Source organism: Halorhabdus sp. BNX81 (assembly GCF_029229925.1).
Lineage (GTDB): Archaea > Halobacteriota > Halobacteria > Halobacteriales > Haloarculaceae > Halorhabdus.
Map to the genome: position 1 here is coordinate 281,408 of NZ_CP107254.1, position 23,160 is coordinate 304,567.

Here is a 23,160-nt window from a genome sequence, read left to right on the forward strand (position 1 = left end):
CGCATTTCATCTGCGAACGACAGTGAGCAGTGAAATCGCAAAAGAGGGAATTGAATCTGTGGGGCTCCACTCACTCTTCGAGACGCTCGTAGGCGGTCCGGACCCGCTTGAACGCTTGCGTATCGCCGTCGGCAGCGTCAGGGTGGACGTCTTTGACGCGCTCGCGGTACGCTCGCTTGATCGTCTCCTGATCGGCCCCTGCTTCGACACCGAGGACGCGGGAAGCTTCCCGTCGAGACATCTCCTCCGGTTCCGAGCGATCCGAGCGCGTCGCGCTCGTGCCTCGCCGGCGGTCAGTCGTCCGCCAGCTCTCGGTGCGTCGATCTCGTCGTTCTCGACCGGCCGACTCCCGTTTCCGAGCCCCTGCTGCGCCCGATGGGCCTGACGGGCCGCCATTGGCCGCCGCTTGTCGTTCAACTCGGCGGTAGACGCGGGCGGCCAGTCGGCCGGTTCCGTGCATCCAGAGGAGGTACGTCACCGCGCCGAACACCGCAGCGGGAGCGAGGATGGCGAGGTTATACAGTGCTCCCGCGATTGCGAGAGCGACCGTCATCGCACCGAACGCCGCGGCGAGGGCGATGATGAACCGCGAGCGTTGCACAACTCCACGTTAGGCCGTCCCCAGGTAAGGTTCTCGTTCCCCGGCAAATTGCGTGGGATGGGGTCACACCCCCGGGCCAACTGGACCGGCGTGACTAGTGGTGCTGGTGTGTCCAGTGGCTTTTTGCCCCCCGTCTCCAACCACGGGTATGCTCGTCTATCACGCCCTCTTTGTCACGCTGCTGGTCGGGACGACCGGTTTTTTCACCGCGCTTGCCGCGTTGAACGTCCGACACGCCGAACGGACCGTCGCCGAGGAAACGGATCTCGTGACCGAGCGTCTCGGGATCGAGGATCCCGAAGAATTACTCGCGTACAACCGGCTCGGAACGGCCCTGGGAGAGCTTCGGACGTGGGTGACACTTATCGTCGTCCTACTGGTGCTTTATTCGGGTCTGTACGCTGACGCCGTCGCGGCCCTGGAGGCGACTGGCTGGCCCGCCTTCGCTCGTGGGACCGCCCTCGTCGTGGGCAGCGTTCTCGCACTTCAGGCGTTCACCCTCCCCTTCGATGTCGTCGAGACGTTCGTCATCGAGGAGCAGTTCGGGTTCAACCAGCAGACACTACAGCTGTACGCACGGGATCAACTTGTTTCACTGGTTGTGACGGTCGTACTGGTCGGCGTCCTCGCCGCGGCGATCTTCATCGCCATCGACGCCCTGGGCGGACTGTGGTGGGTCGCCGCCTGGGCGCTGTTCGTCGGCTTCGCCCTGCTCATGCAGGTGCTGTATCCGCGCGTGATCGCGCCGCTGTTCAACGACTTCGACCCGATCGAATCCGGCGATCTCCACGACGCGGTGACCGATGTTTTCGATCGCGCGGGCTTCGACACCGACTCCATCTACGAGATGGACGCCAGCCGCCGCTCCTCGCATGCAAACGCCTATTTCATCGGCTTCGGCCGGACCAAGCGGGTTGTGCTGTTCGACACGCTGATCGAGCAGTTGTCGATCCCTTCGGTGCAGGCCGTCCTCGCCCACGAACTCGCCCACTACGACCGCGGGCACATCTGGAAGCAACTCGGCGCGAGCGTCATCTGGATGGGTGCCCTGCTATTCGGTGTGTCGCTGCTGGTCGAGACAACGTGGCTCTATGAGATGTTCGGCATTGCCGGCCAGCCAGTCTACGCCGGCCTCGTGTTGGCCGTGCTGTGGCTCGTGCCCGTTTCCCAACTCTCCGCGCCGCTCACCAACCGACTCTCACTGGCACACGAACGCGAGGCTGACGCCTTCGCCGTCGAGGTGATGGGGGCCGAGCCGATGGCCGACGCACTCGCCGATCTGACGAGTGAGAACCTCTCGAACCCGTTTCCCCATCCGCTCTATGAGACGTTCCACTACGATCACCCACCCGTGCCGAAACGGCTGCAGCACATCCGAACGCTGGCCGACGAATCCGCAAAAGCTGAGGCTTAGTCCAGATCGATTGCCGTTACGCCCGTGACACGGGGTTCGGATTCGAGTTCTTCGAGCAGGTCCGGCGAGACGGGTTCGTCGAGATTGTACACCGACATCGCCTCGCCGTCGATCGACTCGCGGGCGTTTGCCATCCCCGCGATGTTGATGCCGTGCTCGCCGAAGACGCTGCCGAGCGCGCCGATGACGCCAGGCTCGTCGCGGTTACGCGAGATGAGCATGTGGCCATAGGGCGTCGCATCGACCCGGAACCCGTCGATCTCGACCAGCCGGGGCTCGTTGTCGCCGAACAGCGTGCCGCTGACGGTGAGTTCGTCGTCCCCGTCGCTGACCGTGATCGACACCAGACTCTGGTAGTCTTCGGTCTCGCGGCGCTTGCTCTCGACGACCTGGATGCCGCGCTGTTCGGCGATCCGGGTCGGGGCGTCCACGACGACGTCCTGCCAGCCGAAGGGGTTGAACACGGCTGCGGTGACGAGATCGGTGTCCTCGTCGGCGAGGTCGCCCGCGTACTCGATCTCGATCGACTCGACCCGGCCCTCGAACAGCCGGAGGGCGATCTTGCTTGCCGTCTCGGCGACGTCGACGTAGCCCCGGGTGCGGGGATCCGAACTCGCGTCCGTCGAGGAGAGATTCAGCGCGTTCTGGACCAGATCGCCTTCCAGCGCCGAGATGATGCTGTCGGCGGCCGTGACGGCGACGTTGACCTGCGCGTTGTGAGTCTTCGCGCCGAGGTGGGGCGTCACCACGACGTTGTCGACGTCGAGCAGCGGGTTGTCCTCGGGCGGCTCCGTCGAGAAGACGTCCACGCCGGCGGCCGCGATCTCGCCGGATTCGACGGCGTCGGCGAGCGCCGGCTCGTCGACGATACCGCCACGCGAGGTCAACACGACCAGATCGCCGGCGAAGCGGTCGATCTCCTCGGGGCCGATCAGCCCGCGGGTCTCGTCGGTGAGCCGCGCCTGGACCGACAGCATGTCGACGCGTTCGAGGAGTTCGTCGAGTTCGACCAGTTCGATCCCCATCTGGCGCGCGCGAGCTTCCCCGAGGTAGGGGTCGTAGGCGACCAGATCCATGCCGAGGTTGTCGAGCCGCCAGGCCACCTCCTGGCCCAACCGGCCCAGTCCGACGATCCCGGCGGTCATGTCGCCGAGTTCGAGGCCGTCGAAGGACGCACCGTCCCACCCGCCGCCGGCGACCTGCATGTGCGCCTGCGGGATCTGTTTGGCGGCGGTAAACGCCAGGCCGATCGTGTGCTCGGCGGCGGCGTAGACGTTCCCGCGTGGCGCGTTGGCGACGATCACGCCGTGGTCGGTCGCCGCGGGGATGTCGATGTTGTCGACGCCGATGCCCGCCCGCGAGACGATCTTGAGGTTGGGCGCGTTCTCGAAGACCTCGCGGGTGATCTCCGTCCCGCGGATGAGCAGCGCGTCGACGTCCGCGATCTTCTCGAGGACGCCCGCCGTGTCGATGTCGAAGTCGGTCTCGACGTCGAGGCCGGCGCTCCGGAGGCGCGCCAGCCCGGCGTCGTCGATCGGGTCCGTGACCAGTACCTTCATGCACGGAGGGAATCTCCCCATCACATTAACCTTTTAGAGTTCGTCCTGTCGAGGGGTTCTTACTTGCTGTAAACGATGTGTATCAAGGACTGGTAAAATGACGGATTTATAATGTTTGGAAGGTCGTCGGAAAATACGTCTCTTCGGAGATAAATATACACAGTGAACGTGGCCACCCCGATCAATTCAGTATATTCTCCTTGTACCAGAACGTCAAGCGTAAACATTGGAGGGAGGAGTATGGCACTCCAGAGAGACATATTCCAGATACCGTACGCGATTATTAGATATAAAAGGGCGAAGATAGCTCTCCATGGGGTGTATGCATATGCCAGGATAAACTCAGCGAGACCAACTAGTAGCGTGTAGCCTGCGATAAGGGTAATTCCAAGTGGCCGCTTTTGGGTAGACATTACTTCATAGGCACATCTTCAGTATATAAAATCTTGCCACATTTGATTTATTACATTCATGTCAGTGTGTGCGCCGTGAAGAACGCGAGCCAGTGGTTTACGGCGAACAGGGCAATGAACAGGCCAAACAGCAAGAGGATTCCGCCCTGGGTTCGTGTCAGGCTCACCTTCCAGTCGGTCGGTTCGACCGTCTCCCAGTCCCGTTTACTCCCGATCGAATCCAATCGCTCCTCCCAGAGCGCGAGGGTATACGGCCTGAAAACGGCGAGGAGGCCAAGTCCGGTCGGGACTGCCGAGATCACCGTATAGCCGATTGCGAAGGCGAGACTCACTGCTCTCCGGTTCGTTATATTATACCATATTTTTTGCCCTGTCGATAGGGTAGTGTTCAGATACGCACTGGCCGCTGGAATGCAGACACCGAAAGCCCTCGTGCAGTTCCGGTCCCGCGGCTCGTTGCGGTCCTCACTGCGTTGCGGTCCTTACTTCGCCGGGGTTCCCGGAACTGCACTCGCCCTTTCATCCGCCAGGAGTTGGACCGTGAGGGCGTCTACGTGCCTGTTGGATGAAAGAGCGAGCCCCGCGAGGGCTTTCGGTGCGTTGCCTTCAGTTTGGATCTCTCATCTGAACACCACTGTCGACAGTCCATTTGTTTTGGCTCGTTTCCCATTCATGGATATCGCCGATCACGAACCGCGCCCGTTTTAGGCACGCTCGCCCATCGTCGGACAATGACGAGCGTGCGGATGGCTGTGCCCCGGAAGGGCCGGCCCCTGGAGGCGGTCCTCGAACGGATCGCGAGCCGGACCGGCCGGACGGGCCTGGCCGACGGGATCATCTCGACGCTGCGCTACGAGAAGGCCATCGCCAAAGGGGAGCAACAGCCCGACGCGCCGGTCTACGAGCGCCTTTCGAGCTACAGCGACGCTACGGACCCGACTGCCCCCGAATACACGCTGATGCGGGACGACCGTCAGGGGATGCCCCGCCGGATCGTCTTCGACAGCGTGCGGATTCCCACGGAGACGGTCGATCTGGAACTCATCGGCCGCGAGGAACCCTTCCGGGCGCTCCGGAAACACGAGTTCGCACTCGGCTTCGACAGTGCCGACCTCGTTCTGGAGGAGGTTGTCCGCCTCGACCCCGACCCGCTCACCGATCTGGCGGCGTTGAACGAGCGGATCGACCCGCTGGATACCGACGTCCGCGTCCACACTGGTCTCGGCGATACGGTGTATCACACGCTGCTCGCAACTCCCTCCGTTGCAGACACCCGGGACGCCGATCTCACGCGGGAGTTTGTCGCCGACTACGCCGGCGAACTCGCCATCTCGCCGCGGTACGAACGCCTCGTGACGGCGGTCCTCGGGACCGACGCCATCGAGGGCATCGACTTTTGCCACCCCGGTCGCGATCGGACTGAGGAGGACGTCGTTTCCGAGGTCGGACTGGGGGTCTATATCACCGTCTCGGGCTCGACAGCGAGAGATCACGGGCTCCTCGTCGGGGAGCGTCTGTTCCCCAGCGAGACGGTGTTGCTTGAGAACGGGGCCGAGATGACCGACCACGCCGAACGGGCGGTCGACCTCGTCGACGGTGCGGACATCGACACGGCGCTGGCAATTCAGTAGGCCGGGGGCCATCTTCCCCGTCGAATCGGCCGCCTGTCGACGGGCCGGTGTTTTCTCTCCATCCGACGGTCACCGGCATGGTCGAATTGCTGACGAATTCGATCGTACGAGTCGACAGCAGCCACTCCTCAACCGGAATCAAGATATGCTTGCCCCTGGAGTGACCGCCATCGTACACGCTCTACTGATACGGGTTACCACTCAGGCTGTGATCACCTGCATGACTGTTTGATTGTGGGCCAAAAATGATATTCAATATTAAATTACGTCAACGTGCGACAGCCTGAGAGATAAAGGATTATAGTGGCTGATTTTGAATCGTATTGACATGGATGCGGAGGAACTTCGAGACGCGCTGGAGAACACGGGGCTGACGTCGTATCAGTCGGATGCGTACCTCGCGGTGCTGGATCTCGGGGTGGCACCGGCTGTCACGGTCGCTCGAAACTGCTCCGTTCCCGTCTCACAGATTTACAAAGTCTTGCGTGATCTAGAGCAGAAGGGATTCGTCGAGACGATCGAGCGCGATCAACTGCACGTCCGGCCGCGGGACCCGGACGTGGTGCTCGATGAACTCCGTTCGACCGGCCAGTTGCTCCAGCAGGCGGCCGACGATATCGAGGACCGGTGGGAACAACCCCGGCTGTACGATGACAACGGTGGCGTCGTCAAACATCAGGAGACGCTCTTAGAGCGGGCAAAGGAAGCCATCGCGGAGAGCGAGACCCTCATCGAGATGGTGCTGTCGCCCGAGCAGTTCGAGACCCTCCATTCAGCACTGGTGACGGCCAAGGACAACGGCGTCATCGTTCGGGTCACGCTCTATGACAACCCGGAGACCGACGAACTCGCGACACACCATGACGTCGAAACAGCCGTCTCCGAACTCCGACTGTCGTACATCCCTGGTCCGTTCCTGGCCGTCGTTGATCGCGGTCGCTGTTTCTTCACACCGGACGCCAGCGCCACTGATCAGCACGGACTCCTGGTCGAAGACGAGACGCTATCCTTCATCTTCCACTGGTACTTCTACACCTGCAACTGGGCGCTCAACGATCGAGCGTACGTCGACACCACCAGCGGGTGGACCTACGTCACGCTCGAAGGCTTCGTCCGTGACTTCGCGGTCCTGCTCGACGGTGGGCTCGACGTTTCGATCACGGCTATCGGCTACGATAATTCCGAGCGCAAACTTCGGACCATCTCCGGGTGCGTCGTCGATATCTCCTATACGGATGACTTTCGGACCAGTGAGCCACCGACGCTCGAACAGCTGTCGGGCTCGCTTTCCGTCCTGTTGGACATCGGTGCCGAGACCTATGCGATCGGGAGCTGGGGAGCTGTCTACGAGGATATGGAGGTCCACCGCATCGAGATCGACGATATCTCGCTGTCGGTGACGGATGACCACTGCTTGCCGACATCGGCCCCGCCGACTCCCCAGGCGTGACCCGGTCTCTCAGGGAGTCGGGGAACGCCGCGTCGTCCAGGCAGTGATCGCGATGATCGCCCCGAGGACGACGAATGCCCCGGCCAGGAGACTAAGTGCCGTTCCGAGACCGATGTAGCCACTCACCACCCCGATTATCGCCGGGAACAGCGATATTCCGAGGTAGTTTCCACCGGTCGCGATGGCGCTGATCGGTCCGCTGTAGGCCGGGTGTTCGTCGACGCCGAAGGCCGAAAGCGTCGGGAAGAAGCTACTTACGAGTATCCCCGTCGCGAGGATCGCCGCAACGAACATTGCGACGCTAGTCGTCGTAAACGCCAGGTAGACGAGCGGTGCCGCGCCCACCGCGAGGACGAACGTCACCACGAGATAGTCAAAGCGTTCGATTACCAGTCCGTACACTCCTCGGGCTGGAATATACACGAACAGGAAGCCGGAGAGGAGAAGATTCGCCTGCGCGTCCGTCATTCGGTCGCCCGCGAAGTACGGCAACCAGGTGAAGATGCTCCCCTCGATGCCGCCGCTGAAAACCAGGGCCACAGCCATGCCGAGGATAGCGGGGTTGTCAAGCACCGCCCGAAGTCGGGCGACCGTCAGCTCTTGCTCGTTGGCCGCGGATTCGAGGTCGTCGGCGCGGACCAACAACAGGATCGGAACGACGAACAGCAGGGCCACGATGGGAAAGACGTATCGCCAGTTCCCAACGGCGACGACGGCGTTTGCCAGCACCGGCGCACTCGCCCCGCCGACCGCCCACGCCATCGCGTAGAGGTTGAACGTCCGGCCACGCTGGTCGGGATAGAGGTGACTCAGCGCTGGGCGATCGAGCGCGCGACCGACGCCGTCGGCCGTCCCCTGGATCAACAGCAATCCGAGAAAGAGGCCGTAGATCGGCGCGACCGCCATCGACAGGAGTGCGACGACCGCCACGCCCAGCCCGCCGAGCATCGTCCGCCGGACGGGCAGATGCCCGGCAGCCAGTCCGACCGCCAGCACGGCCAGCAAAAACCCAAGCGTGCCGGCCGGCGCGACCAGTCCCAGAACCCCTTCAGAGACGTCGAACTCCGCCGCGACCCGGGGCAAGATTGCCCCCCGCATCTGGAGGGCGATCGCATCACCGACCACGAACGTGAAGATCGCGAGCGTCCAGCGTCGGCGATTGTTCACACCGGTTTATTAGAACAAGCGGTGAAAAATTTCACCATTCGGAGGGATCTTTTCGGTCACAGTGGCCCAGCACTCGTCGGTGCTGTCGACAGCGGGGCAACCCGTCGGTCGGCCCGGCGAGCCACGGGTCGCGAACGGGTCCCCGGCAGTCCCGACCACTCAAGTTTCGGCGGCCCCTCGGTTCGAATCCACCGAGTGATACTGTGAACGAGATCGATGAGGAGACGGCCGCCGAATGGCGTTCGATCGCCCGGGAGGCAGCCGAGTCCGGGGCCGAGATCGCCTGTGAGTACTTCCGGGAGGGGATCGGCAACGACTTCAAGCGCGACCAGATGGACCCGGTTTCGAAGGCCGACCAGGAAGCCCAGGAGCGGATCATCGCGGTCTTGGCCGATCGCGATCCGGACGCGGCGATCGTCGGCGAGGAGAACGACGCCGAAAAGACCGTTCCCGAATCCGGGCCGGCCTGGATCATCGATCCGATCGACGGCACCAACAATTTCGTCCGGGACAATCGCCTCTGGAGCGTTAGCCTGGCACGCACACACGACGGCGAACCGGTCGCCGCCGCGACGGTGTTGCCGGCGGTCGGCGATACGTACGCGGCGGGTCTTGGTGCCGTCGAACGGAACGGCATCGAGTGCGCGGTCAGCGACCGGACGGACCCCTCGTCGCTGATCGTCGCCCCGATCTTCGGGCTGAAGGACCGCGATCGCGACGACTACGACCACGTGACGAGTTACATCCACCACGAACTCGGCGATCTCCGGCGACTGGGCAGTGGCCAGACTTCCATGGCGATGGTGGCCTGTGGCGAGATCGACGCCGCGATCTCGACGGTCCACATGACCGCCTGGGATACCGTCGCCGGCGCGCACATGGTCCGGGCCGGCGGCGGCCGCGTGACCGATCTCGCTGGAAATCGGTGGCGACACGACAGCGACTCGCTGATCGCCACGAGCGGTGAGATTCACGACGACGTCCTGGCGGCGCTTCGGGGGCGTCTCGATCGGGAGTAGCAGACGCGCTCGGACGCCAACGATCAGTAGTACGTCGCTCTCTGTCGGCTCGGGCTTGCTCAGTACGTCTCTATTTCGACGCCGAGTCGTTCGAAGTCCTCGACGTTTCGAGTGAGCACGGGTTCCTCGACGACCTCGGCAGTGGCGGCGATGATCACGTCACCGTCTCCGACCGGTGTGCCGTCGTTCTGTAGCTCGCCCGAGAGTTGCCCGGCCTTTCGCATGACTGCGGCGTCGGCGGGATAGATCGGCTTGGAGTCGAGGACGGTTTCGACCGTCTCGCGCTCGGTCTCGGAATCGGCCGCGCGAGCGATCCCGTAGTACAGTTCGAACAGCGTCATCGACGAGAGCCGCTGTTGGACGAGATCCCGTTCCAACTCGCGGGCTTTTTCGACGGCCGCGTCGTCGCCGTTCATCAGATCGATGAGAAACGACGTATCGAGGAGCACGTCAGACCCCGTCCATTCGGTCGGCGATCCCCTCGAGTTCGTCGCTCCGCCGTTCGCGGCGCTCCGCGACGGCATCTCGGAGGGAGTCGGCTTCGTCGTCGCTCAGGATCCCCGCAAGATCCAGGAGCGACCGCTCGCCGGCCAGCCGGAGGACCACCTCGGAGAAGGTCTCTTCCTCGCGTTTGTGCGCGGCGAGGCGCTCGTAGGCCTCCTCGGAGAGACGGATGCTTTTCGACATGTGCATACGGTTGTATGCAGACTCACAAAGGCTTTTCTCCGACCGTCAGTCGCTTCGTTTTGTTCAGCCGTTTAGATCCTTCGCCGGGCGCTCGCGGTCGGTTCGTCCTCGAAGAAGCCCTTGACGATCTTCTCCTCGGCGCGGTAGGGCCCATCGTTTTAGACGTTTCAATAGCTCACGACTGCCCGAATCGTTGTCACAAACCTTTTCAGTATTGGATAGGATATCTATCTATGGGCAGTAAAAATATCCAAAATGGCGCGTCACTTGCGTTGCCGGTACCGGTTCCACCGACGGGGCTGTTCAGTCACGGCTGTACTCCCGATGTACTTGGTGTTCTCGTCGACAACCCACATACAGCGTTCGGTATTCGGGATCTTAGCCGGGCGACAGACCACCCACATCGGAGCATTTCGGCGGCCATTGAGGACCTTGCAGCGGTCAACTTCGTCGAAACGGAGTATGACGGTCGGAAAAAACTCGTCCGAATCAATCGGGATCGGTTGGACAAACCGAACGATCCGATCGTCCAGATTCCGCAGGCGGAGTATCACACGCCAGTCCGGGAACTTCTCGCCCGGTTGTCCGAACGATTGGACAACGTTCGTGGGATCGTGCTCTTCGGGAGTGTCGCCCAGGGCGATGCAGACCGCCGAAGCGATATTGATTGTTTTGTGCTCGTCGGCGGCACACAGGCGACCGCGCAGCGAATCGCCGACGAGATCACCGACGAGTTGAACGAGGTGCCCTTCGACGGGGACCGCTACAAGTTCCACGTCCTGGTCGAATCCGTCGAGACCGCCCGTCGGCACGGCGATCGGCTGCGTGACATTTTCGCAACCGGACTCACCCTCGAAGGTTCCGACGCACTCGCCAAACTCAAATCGGAGGTATTGACGGATGGACGGTAGCTACGTCGAGGAAGCCCTCACGGATGCCGAGCGGGCCTTTCAGGACACTCGCGGACACACCGCCGAAGACGGGTTATCCGTCACGGATGCCGCGCTTGTCCAGTTACGAAAAGCCTGCCGTCTCCTGGAGGCCGCGCGTACACTCCGACAGCGAAACGGGTACTACACTGTCGTGATCGAGGCGTCGTTCGTCGCCATCGAACGGAGTATTCAGTTCTATCTACTCCATCGGGGGCACGTCTCGGCGGAAGATCTGCGATACGAACACACGGAAATCTATCGACACGGAACGACGGTGAATCTGTTCAGCGACACGTTCGCGGATCGGCTCACACAGCTCTGGAAGCAAAACCGAGCCGAAGTATACTATCGTGACACGGTTGCCAGCGCCGAACAAGCGGATGCGATGTTGGCGCTGGCCGAGGCCGTCCACCGGTACGTTCTCGACTACGCCTCCTTGGAGTATGAGTGTGTCTGTTCTTCGAGCACTTGATCGTCGACTTCCGATCGAAGCACGCAATCAGATCCGCCGTCGAGCACTCGCGGTCGGTTCGTCCTCGAAAAAGCCCTTGACGATCTTCTCCTCGGCGCGGTGGAGCGTCTCGCTACAGGTCGATTTGGCCATGTCCTGCGCGTCGGCGAGTTCGGTCAGCGTACACTCCCGTGGGGTGTCGTAGTACCCACGCTCGATCGCCGCCTGGACCAGCGTCGTCTGGCGATCGGTCAGCACCTGCTCGGGTTCGACGTGCTGGCGGAGCTGCTCGACGGTGAAGGAGATGCCAAGCGTTTCCAGTTGCTCGCCGAGTTCCGAGAGGCGGTCCTGGGAGGCCGTGAGTTCCCAGCGCGCCTCCCCATCGCGGATGTCGAAGGGGAGTTCCAGCGGGATCCCGGAGCCGATGATCGGGAACAGCAGGAGTGGATCGGTGGTCTCGAATTGCACCAGAGCAGTGTCTTCGTGGCGACCCAGCACCGCCAGATCGGTGACGGTCTCCTCCTCGTCGATCGCACGGACGACCGCCGGCACGTCCGGGCCGTCGACTTCGACCAGTCCAACGCCCGATTCCTCGCCCTTCGGGAACGCCGAGAGGACGCGAATGCACGACTCGGGATGATCCTGCGAGAGCGCGCCGATCCAGATCCGCCGGGGGATCGAGAGCGTCAGCGTCGCATGTACCATGTCCTGAACGTGTTCGGGCCGAACCAGGGTAATTGTTCCGAACATGTTCGACAGCGGCGGCTGCCCGTCGGGTTCACCCGCCGCAGGGCCGAACGTGTTCGACGACAGATTGACGCCGCCGGGGGTCCCTGTGGTGACCATGCAAGAGGTCACTGTCTCGCGGGACGTGGCGGCCGATCCTGAATCCGTCCGGGACGGATTCGAGGACATGGAGGCGTTCATGGACGCCGCGGGATTCGACGAGGTCACTGTCGAGGGCGACCGCGTGACGGTCGAGCGTGCGATCGGCCTGGCTGAGCTGGAACTCACGCTCGAAATCGTCGACAGCGACGACGCGCTGACCTACGAACAGGTCGAGGGGATGTTCGACGAGATGACGACGACCTATCGTCTCGACGGTGCGGACGGCGAGACGACGATCACCGCCCGGACGCAGTTCGAACTCGGCGGCGTCATCGGGGCAGCCCTCGACGCGACCCTGATCAAGCGCCAGCGGACCAAGGAACTCGAGGATCAACTGGCGTATCTCGAAGAGACCGCGACTGGAACCTAACCGACGGCTGACGACCCCGGTAATCGCATCGCCAGGCTGTACATTTCGCCCGTCGACTCCGATCCGATCGTTGTCGCGATGTCCTCGGCCCGTTCAGCTAGCAGATTTCCCGCTGTGCCAGCATCGTCGGCGAACTCCTGAGCAGCGTCAGCGTGGGCAGAAACGTGTGATTCGGACCAGGGAACGGGATCGAGCACGGGCTTCGTCCGGTCGTGTGTCCACCCATAGGACTCGAAGATGCCGCGGAGGACGCGGGCCGGATAGAACGTCAGTGCCGACCGGCCAACGGCGAGTTCGGCGGCCGCGTTCTCGACGGCGAAGAGATCGCGCATGGCCGCCTCGCCCGGCAGCGGCGCGTAGTCGTCGACGATCAGGTGCGCCCCCGGGGCCGCGACGCGTGTCACCTCGGCGGCGATATTTTCGAGTGCCGCCGGCGGAACGACGTTGCACAGCGCGTGGGCGGTGATGATTTCGACCGAATCGTCGGGGAGTGGAATCTCGCGTAGGTCGCCTTCGAGCACGCGAACCCGATCCGGATACTCCTGACCGACCCGTTCACGGACCGTCTGGGCGTGCTCGCGCTCGTTGGTCACTGCGACGACGCTGTCTGCGCCCGCGTCGATGAGTCCGGCGGTCGCGTTCCCCGCGCCGGCACCGGCTTCCAGGCAGTGCGCGCCATCGACAGGGCGATCGGCGAGCGCCGCGGTGACGGTCTCGGGAACCTCCATGCTAGTGATGGAGTTGTTCCGGCACCGGACTCCCGTCGTGACGGGCGTCCTCGCGAACGCTCCGCTGGGCCGCGGCGTCGAGTTCCGCGAACCGGTCGCCCGCATCGAGGACCATCTGCACGAGCTTTGGATCGCCGGGGCTGACGACGCTGGTGACGCCCTGGGAAAGCGTGTAGTTCAGTCGATCGCGGATCGTCTCGGGGGTGTCGACCGGCTCGTACCAGTTGGCGTAGGGTCGGCGATGCTCGGGCAACTCCGCGGTCGGGGGCCACGAGCCGCCGGCGAAGGCCTTGATCGCCAGCGTGCCGACGTCCTCGCGGTCGGCGCGATCGAGAACCGCCTGGTAGTCGTACTCGTCGCCGTCCTTGGCGTCGACGACGGGGTTCAGCGGGAACATCACCGACTCGAGGTCGTCGATCCGGCCGAGCGCATCGAGGATCAGGCCCGGATCGCCGTGGCTCGTCAGGCCGATGTGCTCGATGAGTCCCTCGTCTTTGGCCTCGCGGAACGCCGCGAGCGCCCCGTCGTCGGCCGTGATCTCGTCGAGTTCGTCCGCGTATTCGAGGCCGTGGACCTGATAGAGGTCGATCGTGTCGACGCCGAGGCGATCCAGCGATCGTTCGAGTTTCTCCCAGGCTCCCTCGTAGGACCGTTCCTGGGTCTTACACCCGAGGAAGATCTCCTCACGATACTCTCTGAGCTTCGGGCCGAGCTTGAGCTCGGCGTCGCCGTAGGTCGGCGCGACGTCGAAGTGATTCACGCCGTGATCGAGGACGAGTTCGACCATCTGGTCGGCTCCCTCCTGTTCGAGCCAGTTCAGCGCGATCGCGCCGAACGTGACGACGCTTGAGTCCTGACCGGTGGTGCCGAGCGGACGGGTTTGCATACGTGACCGTACTCGCGTGCGGACCATAAGTCACCGTGACGGGCCTTCGAGTTAGGAGTCTGCGAGTTCGAGCGTGAATCCGAATCCCGATTTCTCCTTGTCGATGTTTTCCCATTCTTCGTCAGGCCCAGCGACCTGAACGACCCTGTATGGTTCGGTACTCGCAAACTCGTAGGTTCCGGACGGGAGACAGGCTTCCTGTCCGAATCCCAGCAGCGTGTAAAGCTCGGCGACCGTCTCCCCCGGTGAAAGCTGGATGACGGCCAAGTCCGTTTCGTCACTTCCCGGGACCGCCGGCGCGCGCCAGCACCCGTCGGTCGGCTTCTCGGGCACCCACTCTTCGACAGGGGTCGTCCGTCCGGTCTTCTCGATACGGTCGGTGCCTCTGGGGATCGCCACCAGCATGTCGTCCGTGTCGACTCGACCGCCGACGTAGTTGCTGAACGGTAAAGTCCCTCCGAACGCGATCTGCCGCGGCGCGTCTGTCGACGCTGAATGTTCTACTTCGACCCGAATTCGGCCGGGCTGGTCGGCCGAGAACGATTCGACAATGTCGACGGTCAAATCGAAGGAGTCCTGTATTTCAGCGGGGACGGTTGTATCCACCACTGAAACGGCTGGCGTGCGGACGGAACTACCGAACGGTTGTTCACACCCGGCGACGCCGAGAAGCCCACCGACGGCGGCAGTCTGGAGGAGGTCACGACGGGAAACCTGCATTGTCTCCGGGTTGTGCTGTCTTCTTGTTAAGAATTTATATCACGACCGTATCAGGCCTTGCAACGGCCTGTCATCGTCCGGCCGGAGCCGTCCTCAGCTTCTATCGGCCCGGATTCGCCTGTTTACTCAAGAATCGTCGAGGGTCGCTTCAGATAGTAGTCCTGCTCGGTGACGCGCTGGTAGAGGCGATAGAGCGTCTCGACCGCGGCCGGATCGGGATCGAACTGGATGTGGGGGGCCATGTGATACCCCTTCGCGCTGACGAGGAAGAAATAAAGCGTCTGGTGGTGTTTCGGGCTGGCATCGACGACACCCAACTCCCCGCCGCTGAGGTCCTCGGCGAAGTCGTTGAGCATCCCGGCGATGTCGTCGTTGAGCTGTTCGTCCGGCCGGTAGGCGGGTGCGCCGAAGGTCTGCTGGAGGAACTCGGTCGTGTTCGCAAGGAACGGGTTCGAGTCGAGGCCCGTCGGATCGACCGCTGCGAAGGTCTCGTAGAGATCGAGCAACGCGTGGAGTTCGTCGTCGGTGAGCGCGACCGGCATCACGGGATCACCCTGTGGGATCGCGTAGTCCGGGAACGAGTACGATCCGGGGTCCGGGAGATTTTCGAAGACGTCCTCGAGTGCCATGCGTGGACATACGACCCAGTCATGCAAATGGTTGGTGTCGGGCGGGAGTCGACTGCACCATCCCCCTCACCGACCAGTCGGGACGCTTTTCACGGCGCGATTCGGATTCGCGAGCATGAGCGATATCGAACAGCAATTCGTCGACAGCGGGGTCGTGGCAGTGCTCCGGAACATCGACGCCGACGCGATGGTAGACACCGTCGAGGCCCTGCATCGGGGCGGCGTGACTGCCTTCGAGGTCACCGTCGACGCGCGGAACGCGAGCGAATTGGTCGGGGACGTCGTCGAGACGTTCGACGGCGAGGACGCGGTCGTCGGGGCCGGGTCGGTGCTCGACGCCGCCGCGGCCCGGGGTGCCATTGAGGCCGGTGCCGAGTTCGTCGTCGGCCCCACACTCGAAGAAGACGTCATCGAGACGGCCAACCGCTACGATACGCTCGTCGCGCCGGGCGTGATGACCCCGACCGAGGCGCTGCGGGCCGCCGAAGCCGGGGCCGACCTGATCAAGGTGTTCCCGGCCGCGACCGTCGGCCCGGGTCATCTCAGTGCGATCCAGGCCCCGCTCGGTGACCTGCCGCTGATGCCGACCGGCGGCGTCGGACCGGACAACGTCGCGGACTTTTTCGATGCGGGCGCGACCGTCGTCGGCGCGGGGAGTGCGATCATCGATTACGACGCGATCGAGCGTGGCGACTTCGAGGCCGTCGAAGCGCATGCCGCCGAATTCGTCGCGGCGGTCGAGGACGCCCGCGACTAGCGGCGTTTTCGGGCACCGTAGCCGGGGGAGTATCGATCGTCGCTCGAACATTCGATGAGAAGATACTTCCCCGTCGCCCTCCCTTTTAGCGAACATGAGCGAATACACAGTCACCGGGACGTTTCAGGCCCGTGACGGCTGGCAATCGTTCGAGACGGAGATCGAAGCACCGAACGAGAACGTCGCCGAGGAGCACACCCTTGCGGAGTTCGGCTCCCAGCACGGGCTCAAACGCTCTCAGATCGAGATCGAGGGGGTAGACGCATGAGTCTCGGTGGTGGCGGCGGCGGTCAGCAGCAACTCCAGGAGATCGCACAAGCGATCGAAGCAATCGACGAGGAACGCGAGGAACTCGAAGCGGAAGTCCAGGACCTCCGCAACAAGCAGACCGAGATCGACGAGGCGATCGAGGCCATCGAGACGCTCGAAACGGGCTCGACCGTGCAGGTTCCCCTCGGCGGCGACGCCTACGTCCGCGCGGAAGTCCTCGATATGGACGAGATCACCGTGAGCCTCGGTGCCGATTACGCGGCCGAGCAGGGACAGGACGACGCGACCGACACCCTCGAACGCAAGCAAGACGCCATCGACGACCAGATCGAGCAGCTCTCCGCGGAGATCTCCGATCTCGAAGAGGAGAGCCAACAGCTCGAACAGCAGGCCCAGCAGATGCAACAGCAGCAGATGCAACAGCAGATGCAGCAGATGCAACAGCAGGAAGGCGGCGAAGAGTAGGCGATGTTCGACGGACTGCGCGAGAAGCTCGGCCGCTTCAGCGACGACGTCGAGGAAGACGTCGACGCCGTCGAAGAAGGTGAGGCCGACGATATCGATGACAGCGGGGCCGACGCTGAGGCCCCGGGTGAGGGTGGGTCTGCGGGAGATGTCACCCAATCCGCGGCAGAGAGCGACGCATCCAGCGAATCCGATGCAGACGCTGAATCGACGGTCGACACGCAGCCAGCAGACGGCACAGCCGCTACTGAGACGTCTGCCGAACCGGACGCGTCCACCGAGGACGCGGCGGAACCCGACCGTGGCGTCGCCGAGCGGGCGAAACTCTTTGCGACCGGCAAGACCGTCATCGACGAGGACGACCTGCAGGACCATCTCGATGATCTCGAACTCACGTTGTTGAGCAGTGACGTCGAGATGAGCGTCGCGGGCGAGATTCTCGACGGCGTCGAGGCGAACCTCGTCGGCGAGACGCGCCGGCGTCTCCAGAGCACGGGCAACCTCGTGCAAGATTCCCTCCGGGAGGCATTGTACGACGTCATCAGCGTCGGGCAGTTCGACTTCGAGGAGCGGATCGACGAGGCCGAGAAGCCGGTCGTGATCGTCTTTACGGGCGTCAATGGCGTCGGCAAGACCACGACGATCGCCAAGCTTGCCCAGTATCTCGAGGAGCGTGGCTACTCGTCGGTGCTGGCCAACGGCGATACCTACCGGGCCGGCGCGAACCAGCAACTCGGCGAACACGCCGACACGCTGGACGTCCCCTACATTTCTCACGAACAGGGCGGCGACCCGACGGCAGTCATCTACGATGCCGTCGAGTACGCTGAAGCCAACGACGTCGACGTCGTGCTGGGCGACACGGCGGGGCGACTCCACACCAGCGAAGGGTTGATGGATCAACTCTCGAAGATCGAGCGCATCATCGAGCCGGACATGACGCTGTTCGTCGACGAGGCCGTCGCCGGCCAGGACGCCGTCACTCGCGCGACTGAATTCAACGACGCCGCCGAGATCGACGGCACGATCCTCACCAAGGCTGACGCCGATCCGCAGGGCGGCGCGGCGATCTCGATCGCCCACGTCACGGGCAAGCCGATTCTCTTTCTCGGCACCGGCCAGGGCTACGATCACCTCGAACGGTTCGACCCCGAGGAGGTCGTCGATCAACTGACGCTCGGCGAGTGAGCGTCTCCCCGACAACCACCCCTGTCCGTGTCGTAGCTGTCGGCACGCCTCGCCCCTTCCCACGAGCACTGACACGTGCTGCCGTGTCAATCACGATTATCCGTGCGGGTACAGTACCACCTGTCAGATAAATGAATACAGTCGAACAGTGGAAACAGGAGAAACACCCCCTCGACGTGATCGAGGACGTCACGGAATACGCAGAGGGTGGCCTCTCCTTTTCCGAGATCGAGGATCGGGCGGGCGATGGCGAGTGGGAGCGCCTGAAGTGGGCCGGGCTGTACGCCCACGGTGAGCACGACGACTTCTTCATGAAGCGGACGAAGGTGCCTGGCGGGTACCTCACACCCGAACAGGCCGAGGTGATCGGCCAGGTTGCCGACGAATACGCCACCGCACCCGCGGAACACGGTGGCGACGAACAAAACGAGATCTGGGGTGACGCGTATCTGGACATCACCACCCGCCAGGATATCCAGATGCACTGGATCGCGGTCGAGGAGGTCCCCGAGATCTGGGCGACCTACGACGAGGTTGGCCTGACGACGGTCCAGGGGTGTGGCGACTCCGCCCGGAACGTGCTGGGGTGTCCCGCGGCCGGACTCGACGAACACGAATGCTTCGACGCCCAGCCCGTGATCGATGCCGTCAACGAATTCTTCACCGAGAACCGGGAGTACGCCAACCTGCCCCGGAAGTTCAAGATGACGATCACCGGCTGTGCACACGATTGTGGGCAATCCCAGATCAACGACGTGGGCCTGACGCCGGCCCGGAAGGAAGTGGATGTCTCCGGCGAAGCCGGAGGCTCGTCGGACTCGTCCGACGGTGGCACCGACATCTACGGCTTCCATTGCAAAGTTGGCGGCGGACTTTCCGATGGCCCGCGGATGGCGACGCAGATGGATGTCTTCGTCCCGCCCGAAGACGCCGTGGAGTTTTGCCGAGCCATCGCCCAGACGTTCAAGGAGTTGGGCGATCGGAACAACCGCGGGGTCTGCCGGATGCGCTATCTCGTCGAGCAACTCGGCACCGAGGAATTCGAGGCCGCTGTCCGGCGGCGCTGCAGTGTCGACCTCCCGAAGAGTGGGACCGACCTCACCGAGGGCTATACCGGTGATCACGTCGGCGTCCACGACCAGAAGACGGAGGGGCTAAAGTACGTCGGGTTCAACGTCATCGCCGGCCGGATGAGCGGCGAGGAGTTCGTCGAGGCCGCCCGCGCGGCGAAGAAATACGGCACCGACGAGGCCTCGATCCGGCTGGCGACCGACCAGAACTTCCTGATCACGCACATTCCGGCCGAGAACGTCGGCGACCTCATGGCCGAACCGTTCGCCCGGAAGTACAGCCCCGATCCCGGGCCCTTCTCTCGGGGCGCGGTCGGCTGTACGGGGTCGGAGTTCTGCAACTACGGCATCATCGAGACGAAGAATCGCGTTTACAAGTGGGCGAAAGCCCTCGACCGCCGGATCGAGACACCCGATGATCTGGATGTGGTGCGGATGCACATGTCCGGCTGTTCGGCCTCCTGTGCCCAGCCACAGATCGCCGACATCGGGTTCCGGGGGGAGACGGTGAAGGTCGACGATCCCGAGGACTCGACGAATTTCGAGGGCGACGCCATCGTCGAGGGGATGGACTTCGGCCTGGGCGGCGCGCTCGGGACCGACAACGAGTTCCTCGATTGGGTCGAGACCGCGGTGCCCGCCCGGGCGGTGATTCCCGCCCTGGAGGAACTGTTCGCGGCCTACACCGAGGAGCGCAACGAGGGCGAACGGTTCTACGCGTGGTGTCGTCGCGTCGAGAACGACCGCCTGCGATCGATCATGCAGGGGGCCGATGCGCCAGTCGCGGCCGGGGTCGCCCAGGAGACGGGCGGCCGGGGGTCGAGTGATGACTGACGACCCGCTGCCGGGCGTGCCCGGCGGTCGCGACGAGAGCGGCGGTGCAGACGACGGCGGGTGTGGCGATGCCTGTGGCTGTGGACGCGAAACGGCGACCGATGGAGGAAGTACACCGACGAACGTCGACGAGCATGGCCAGTTGCGCGACGTCGAGTTCACTCAACCCGCCCGCGAGGCGAGCCAGGATGTCTACGAGACGCCGCCGGATCAGCGCGTCCAGCGACCCGGCGAGGAACACCTCGAACTCGACACGCCGTCCTACGAGATCCGCTCGCGGATGAGCGACATCGAGACGCCCGACGAGAAGACGTGGTTCATGGAACTGGACGACGCCGTGATCGACGACGGGCGGTGCATCCAGTGTGGCACCTGCGTCGCCTCGTGTCCCAGCGACTCCATCGGCGTCGACGAGAACGGCCTGCCCGAACTCGTCAAGATGTGCACCGGCTGCTCGCTGTGCTGGGACTTCTGTCCCCGCGGTGGCCTCCGGTACGAGCGTCAGTGGAAGATCACCGGCGGCGACGACAACGTCAGCGGTGCGGGCGACCCGATCACCGAGTTCTCGGCGAAGGTCGAGGACGACTGGCGGGAGAACGCCCAGGACGGCGGGCTCGTCACGAGCGTGCTGTGCCACCTGCTGGAGGCTGGCGAGATCGACGGCGCGCTCATCGCCACCGAGAGCGACGAGGACCCCTGGAAGGCCGAGGCCTTTCTCGCCACTTCCCCCGAGGAGTGCATCGAAAACGCCGGGTCGATCTACACCCAGACGATGGCGCTGGGGAATCTCGACTTGCAGCAGTGGGATCACAAGATCGACGGGCCGATCGAGGACGCCTCACTTGCCCTCGTGGGTACTCCCTGCGAGATCGAGGGGATCCGGGCGCTGCAGGACTTCGAGTGGGAGTACGGCAGCCACGAGGAGGGTGTCCGGGCGATCGACTACGCCATCGCGCTCATGTGCACGAAGAACTTCAACTACGAGCGCCTCATGGGCGAGCAACTCGTCGAGCAGCGGGACATCGACCTCGACGACGTCGGCAAGATGGACGTGCTCGACGGGAAGCTGATGGTCTACGACCACGGCGGCGAGTTGATCGTCGACGAGGACGTCGAGAACTTCCACGACGCCGCGCTGAAGGGCTGTGACGAATGTGCGGACTTCACCGGCTACTGTGCTGATCTGACGGTCGGCTCCGTGGGGTCGAGCGACGAGTACTCCTCCGTGATCGTCCGCACCGAGACAGGGTTGGACGCCTGGAACCTGACGAAGGACGATCTGGACTATCACGACCTGGAGGACCGCTCGGCGGTCGGCGGCCTGCAGTCCTGGGACAAGAAGAAAGCGTTCGACGCCTTAGAGCGCCCGTTCGACCCCGACGCGCCGCGATTCATCGAGTACACCGAGCACGTCGAGCACTACGGGACGACACTGAATCCCCACGACGAAGGGCACTGACCGACAGTCGAAAGAGGTGGTACCCTTGGGGCTCAGTACGTTTGCACGTCCACCTTTTCGATCCGTTCGAAGTGTTCCCGGTTCCGCGTCAGGACGGGTTCGTCTTCGAGCAGTGCCGTCGCAGCGATCACGCAATCCTCACGATCGATCCGCTCACCGTTGGCGGCGAGTTGGCCGGATATCTGACCAGCCCGTCGCATCACGTCCTGATCCGCCGGGACGACGACTTTCGAATCAAGCACTTCCAGGACGGCCGTCCGTTCGTCTTCAGGCCGTCCTGACTGGGCGACACCCTCGTAGAGTTCCAGGACGGTGACTGCCGAAAGCTTCTCGGGGATGCGCTCGCGTTCCATCCGCCTCACCGCCTCGAATGCACCCTCGTCTCCCCGGATGATGTCGACGACGAACGACGTGTCCTGAATCATTTCTTCCCGTGGCTCTCTTCGACGGATTCCCGACGTCGTTCACGCGATCGAGCGCGACCCCGCTCGATAGCTGCTTCCAGATCGTCGGTTTTGCCCTCCCAGATTCCAGCGACTTCCGACCAAGACCGTTCACCGGCCAGTCGCTTGACGACGTCGCTAAAGCTTTCCCCCTCGTGTTTTTCTGCCCGGAGACGCTCGTAGGCCTCCTCGTCCAGCGAAATGGTTTTCGTCGCCATTAATACACAGTTGTGTATGTACATACTTAAAAACACGTGTCGGTTGATGGTTTGGTGCGGGAGGCGTCCTTCGGTATCCCGAACATCTAATTGTATCAATCGAAAATAACGTGGTAGTGTCGCTGCTTTCGAGCGAGTCGACCACGGCGGGCCAGATTGCTCGTCTCTTTGCCGCCGAGACGGCGGAGTACGTCACGTTGCTCGTGGTCTGGGCGTCGATAAGTCTGGCCGTCGGTCCCAGCGTGCCGCGAGCCACTTTGGTTGCAGTCGTCCTCGCTGTGATGGATGTCGTTGATCGGCGACCGTGCGTCGGGAATGCGTTCGCGTTCCTGGGCGTGAGAGTATTTCTCCAGCCGGTTGCCTTCTGGTGGTTGTTCGTCCCAGGCTGGTCGTGGCTGTATTTTCCCACACAGGTTGCCATTCTCGCGATCAGCTTCGTGGTCGCGTTCCACTGGGGGCCGCTGGAGACAAGCCGACGGCTTCGGGAGGGACTCGACAGGGTCGTCAAAACCGACCCGGGTGCGGGTGCTCATTGACTACCTGGTGTACGTCCGCACCGATTCAATCCCGTCATTGCCGAATCCGAAGACATCCACGAAGGCAGCGATTTCCTCGCCGTCGTCGTCGAGCAGTCGACCACGGACGGCGAGTTCGCCGTCGCCGTCGCGATAGATCGCGTCGATCGGGTGGCTCGTCTCCCGGTTCGGTCGCTCCTCTCGCATGAACTGGACGAAGCGGTCGCGTCCGTCGAGGGTGAGTCCCGGACGGTCGTGGACGAAATCGGGAGCGAGCAGCGAGGTCAACCGATCGTAGTCGTGCTCGTCCAGAGCGTGATAGAACGATCGCACGCGGTCCGCGGGATCGTCTGTGGACATAGTCGACCCACGGCGACCGGACACAAGGATCTCTCG

At 63.3% G+C, this 23,160-nt stretch carries 29 protein-coding genes; 14 read left to right on the forward strand and 15 right to left on the reverse strand.

The features are described 5' to 3' along the window. Nucleotides 1-70: 70 nt before the first annotated feature. Nucleotides 71-601 carry a DnaJ domain-containing protein gene (locus tag HBNXHr_RS01335; protein WP_275882857.1) on the reverse strand — a complete coding sequence of 177 codons (531 nt, stop codon included), beginning with the start codon at nt 599-601 and terminating at the stop codon, nt 71-73. A 148-nt stretch (nt 602-749) separates the two neighbouring features. On the opposite strand from HBNXHr_RS01335, the gene HBNXHr_RS01340 reads away from it, so the two are divergent. After that, on the forward strand, nt 750-2,015 hold the full coding sequence (locus HBNXHr_RS01340) for a M48 family metallopeptidase (RefSeq protein ID WP_275882858.1): 1,266 nt from the start codon (nt 750-752) through the stop codon (nt 2,013-2,015). Here the strand turns inward: HBNXHr_RS01340 and serA are convergent. Genes serA through HBNXHr_RS01355 form a run of 3 tightly spaced genes read right to left on the reverse strand, consistent with a single transcriptional unit; the run spans nt 2,012 to nt 4,319 of the window. Further along, a complete protein-coding gene (serA, locus tag HBNXHr_RS01345; RefSeq protein ID WP_275882859.1) occupies nt 2,012-3,574 on the reverse strand; it encodes a phosphoglycerate dehydrogenase in 1,563 nt (520 codons plus the stop codon). The two genes, HBNXHr_RS01340 and serA, sit on opposite strands and share 4 nt — an antisense overlap. A 59-nt stretch (nt 3,575-3,633) precedes the next feature. After that, nucleotides 3,634-3,987: a hypothetical protein gene (locus HBNXHr_RS01350; RefSeq protein WP_275882860.1), complete on the reverse strand. Its 354-nt coding sequence runs from the start codon at nt 3,985-3,987 to the stop codon at nt 3,634-3,636. 56 nt (nt 3,988-4,043) lie between these two features. Further along, nucleotides 4,044-4,319: a hypothetical protein gene (locus HBNXHr_RS01355; protein WP_275882861.1), complete on the reverse strand. Its 276-nt coding sequence runs from the start codon at nt 4,317-4,319 to the stop codon at nt 4,044-4,046. A 399-nt stretch (nt 4,320-4,718) separates the two neighbouring features. Here HBNXHr_RS01355 and HBNXHr_RS01360 point away from each other — a divergent pair, with 399 nt between their 5' ends. Both HBNXHr_RS01360 and HBNXHr_RS01365 read left to right on the forward strand, forming a co-directional pair. Next, nucleotides 4,719-5,618 carry a hypothetical protein gene (locus tag HBNXHr_RS01360; RefSeq protein ID WP_275882862.1) on the forward strand — a complete coding sequence of 300 codons (900 nt, stop codon included), beginning with the start codon at nt 4,719-4,721 and terminating at the stop codon, nt 5,616-5,618. 328 nt (nt 5,619-5,946) lie between these two features. Continuing rightward, the gene (locus tag HBNXHr_RS01365) at nt 5,947-7,068 is read left to right on the forward strand and encodes a TrmB family transcriptional regulator (protein ID WP_275882863.1); all 1,122 of its coding nucleotides are present in this window, start codon (nt 5,947-5,949) and stop codon (nt 7,066-7,068) included. A gap of 9 nt (nt 7,069-7,077) precedes the next feature. On the opposite strand, the gene HBNXHr_RS01370 is transcribed toward HBNXHr_RS01365, so the two are convergent. Then, nucleotides 7,078-8,235 (reverse strand): MFS transporter, encoded by a 1,158-nt coding sequence (locus tag HBNXHr_RS01370; RefSeq protein ID WP_275738837.1) that lies wholly within the window; start codon nt 8,233-8,235, stop codon nt 7,078-7,080. Between the two features lie 203 nt (nt 8,236-8,438). Here HBNXHr_RS01370 and HBNXHr_RS01375 point away from each other — a divergent pair, with 203 nt between their 5' ends. Next, nucleotides 8,439-9,254 (forward strand): inositol monophosphatase, encoded by an 816-nt coding sequence (locus HBNXHr_RS01375; RefSeq protein WP_275882864.1) that lies wholly within the window; start codon nt 8,439-8,441, stop codon nt 9,252-9,254. 59 nt (nt 9,255-9,313) lie between these two features. Here the strand turns inward: HBNXHr_RS01375 and HBNXHr_RS01380 are convergent, their stop codons facing one another. Both HBNXHr_RS01380 and HBNXHr_RS01385 read right to left on the reverse strand, forming a co-directional pair. Further along, nucleotides 9,314-9,703: a type II toxin-antitoxin system VapC family toxin gene (locus HBNXHr_RS01380; RefSeq protein WP_275882865.1), complete on the reverse strand. Its 390-nt coding sequence runs from the start codon at nt 9,701-9,703 to the stop codon at nt 9,314-9,316. Nucleotide 9,704: 1 nt separating this feature from the next. Beyond that, nucleotides 9,705-9,941 carry an antitoxin VapB family protein gene (locus tag HBNXHr_RS01385; protein WP_049941221.1) on the reverse strand — a complete coding sequence of 79 codons (237 nt, stop codon included), beginning with the start codon at nt 9,939-9,941 and terminating at the stop codon, nt 9,705-9,707. Between the two features lie 233 nt (nt 9,942-10,174). On the opposite strand from HBNXHr_RS01385, the gene HBNXHr_RS01390 reads away from it, so the two are divergent. Together HBNXHr_RS01390 and HBNXHr_RS01395 are read left to right on the forward strand one after the other, a co-directional pair. Further along, a complete protein-coding gene (locus tag HBNXHr_RS01390; RefSeq protein ID WP_275882866.1) occupies nt 10,175-10,852 on the forward strand; it encodes a nucleotidyltransferase domain-containing protein in 678 nt (225 codons plus the stop codon). Further along, the gene (locus tag HBNXHr_RS01395) at nt 10,842-11,345 is read left to right on the forward strand and encodes a hypothetical protein (protein ID WP_275882867.1); all 504 of its coding nucleotides are present in this window, start codon (nt 10,842-10,844) and stop codon (nt 11,343-11,345) included. The genes HBNXHr_RS01390 and HBNXHr_RS01395 overlap by 11 nt, the downstream gene beginning before the upstream one ends. Before the next feature lie 27 nt (nt 11,346-11,372). Here the strand turns inward: HBNXHr_RS01395 and HBNXHr_RS01400 are convergent, their stop codons facing one another. After that, a complete protein-coding gene (locus HBNXHr_RS01400) occupies nt 11,373-12,029 on the reverse strand; it encodes a helix-turn-helix domain-containing protein (RefSeq protein WP_275740849.1) in 657 nt (218 codons plus the stop codon). A gap of 139 nt (nt 12,030-12,168) precedes the next feature. On the opposite strand from HBNXHr_RS01400, the gene HBNXHr_RS01405 reads away from it, so the two are divergent. After that, the gene (locus tag HBNXHr_RS01405) at nt 12,169-12,582 is read left to right on the forward strand and encodes an SRPBCC family protein (protein WP_275882868.1); all 414 of its coding nucleotides are present in this window, start codon (nt 12,169-12,171) and stop codon (nt 12,580-12,582) included. Here the strand turns inward: HBNXHr_RS01405 and HBNXHr_RS01410 are convergent. The 4 genes from HBNXHr_RS01410 to HBNXHr_RS01425 form a co-directional block, all read right to left on the reverse strand. Then, nucleotides 12,579-13,310 carry a class I SAM-dependent methyltransferase gene (locus HBNXHr_RS01410; protein WP_275882869.1) on the reverse strand — a complete coding sequence of 244 codons (732 nt, stop codon included), beginning with the start codon at nt 13,308-13,310 and terminating at the stop codon, nt 12,579-12,581. The genes HBNXHr_RS01405 and HBNXHr_RS01410 overlap by 4 nt on opposite strands. A 1-nt stretch (nt 13,311) precedes the next feature. Further along, entirely contained in the window at nt 13,312-14,196 is an 885-nt protein-coding gene (locus tag HBNXHr_RS01415; protein WP_275882870.1) for an aldo/keto reductase, read from the reverse strand. A gap of 51 nt (nt 14,197-14,247) precedes the next feature. Next, nucleotides 14,248-14,916: a twin-arginine translocation signal domain-containing protein gene (locus HBNXHr_RS01420; RefSeq protein ID WP_275882871.1), complete on the reverse strand. Its 669-nt coding sequence runs from the start codon at nt 14,914-14,916 to the stop codon at nt 14,248-14,250. A 122-nt stretch (nt 14,917-15,038) separates the two neighbouring features. After that, complete coding sequence (locus tag HBNXHr_RS01425; protein WP_275882872.1) at nt 15,039-15,545, reverse strand: hypothetical protein; 507 nt, start codon at nt 15,543-15,545, stop codon at nt 15,039-15,041. Nucleotides 15,546-15,660: 115 nt separating this feature from the next. On the opposite strand from HBNXHr_RS01425, the gene eda reads away from it, so the two are divergent. The 6 genes from eda (at nt 15,661) to HBNXHr_RS01455 (ending at nt 21,588) form a co-directional block, all read left to right on the forward strand. Next, nucleotides 15,661-16,302 carry a bifunctional 4-hydroxy-2-oxoglutarate aldolase/2-dehydro-3-deoxy-phosphogluconate aldolase gene (eda, locus tag HBNXHr_RS01430; RefSeq protein WP_275882873.1) on the forward strand — a complete coding sequence of 214 codons (642 nt, stop codon included), beginning with the start codon at nt 15,661-15,663 and terminating at the stop codon, nt 16,300-16,302. A gap of 94 nt (nt 16,303-16,396) precedes the next feature. Further along, a complete protein-coding gene (gene rpl18a, locus HBNXHr_RS01435; RefSeq protein WP_008525576.1) occupies nt 16,397-16,570 on the forward strand; it encodes a 50S ribosomal protein L18Ae in 174 nt (57 codons plus the stop codon). Then, nucleotides 16,567-17,037, forward strand: coding sequence for a prefoldin subunit alpha (pfdA, locus tag HBNXHr_RS01440; RefSeq protein WP_275882874.1), 471 nt, complete (start codon nt 16,567-16,569; stop codon nt 17,035-17,037). The genes rpl18a and pfdA overlap by 4 nt, the downstream gene beginning before the upstream one ends. A 3-nt stretch (nt 17,038-17,040) precedes the next feature. Beyond that, on the forward strand, nt 17,041-18,225 hold the full coding sequence (gene ftsY / locus HBNXHr_RS01445; RefSeq protein ID WP_275882875.1) for a signal recognition particle-docking protein FtsY: 1,185 nt from the start codon (nt 17,041-17,043) through the stop codon (nt 18,223-18,225). 131 nt (nt 18,226-18,356) lie between these two features. Beyond that, entirely contained in the window at nt 18,357-20,129 is a 1,773-nt protein-coding gene (locus HBNXHr_RS01450; protein ID WP_275882876.1) for a ferredoxin--nitrite reductase, read from the forward strand. Then, nucleotides 20,122-21,588 carry a Coenzyme F420 hydrogenase/dehydrogenase, beta subunit C-terminal domain gene (locus HBNXHr_RS01455; protein WP_275882877.1) on the forward strand — a complete coding sequence of 489 codons (1,467 nt, stop codon included), beginning with the start codon at nt 20,122-20,124 and terminating at the stop codon, nt 21,586-21,588. Before HBNXHr_RS01450 ends, HBNXHr_RS01455 begins: the two co-directional genes overlap by 8 nt. 32 nt (nt 21,589-21,620) lie before the next feature. On the opposite strand, the gene HBNXHr_RS01460 is transcribed toward HBNXHr_RS01455, so the two are convergent. Then, nucleotides 21,621-22,013 carry a type II toxin-antitoxin system VapC family toxin gene (locus HBNXHr_RS01460; RefSeq protein WP_275738868.1) on the reverse strand — a complete coding sequence of 131 codons (393 nt, stop codon included), beginning with the start codon at nt 22,011-22,013 and terminating at the stop codon, nt 21,621-21,623. Beyond that, nucleotides 22,010-22,249, reverse strand: coding sequence for an antitoxin VapB family protein (locus HBNXHr_RS01465; protein ID WP_275738870.1), 240 nt, complete (start codon nt 22,247-22,249; stop codon nt 22,010-22,012). Before HBNXHr_RS01465 ends, HBNXHr_RS01460 begins: the two co-directional genes overlap by 4 nt. 116 nt (nt 22,250-22,365) lie before the next feature. On the opposite strand from HBNXHr_RS01465, the gene HBNXHr_RS01470 reads away from it, so the two are divergent. Next, nucleotides 22,366-22,785, forward strand: a complete 420-nt coding sequence (locus tag HBNXHr_RS01470) for a hypothetical protein (RefSeq protein ID WP_275882878.1) — start codon at nt 22,366-22,368, stop codon at nt 22,783-22,785. Here HBNXHr_RS01470 and HBNXHr_RS01475 read toward each other — a convergent pair whose 3' ends face one another. Further along, the gene (locus tag HBNXHr_RS01475; protein WP_275882879.1) at nt 22,786-23,124 is read right to left on the reverse strand and encodes a nuclear transport factor 2 family protein; all 339 of its coding nucleotides are present in this window, start codon (nt 23,122-23,124) and stop codon (nt 22,786-22,788) included. Between the last annotated feature and the right edge of the window lie 36 nt (nt 23,125-23,160).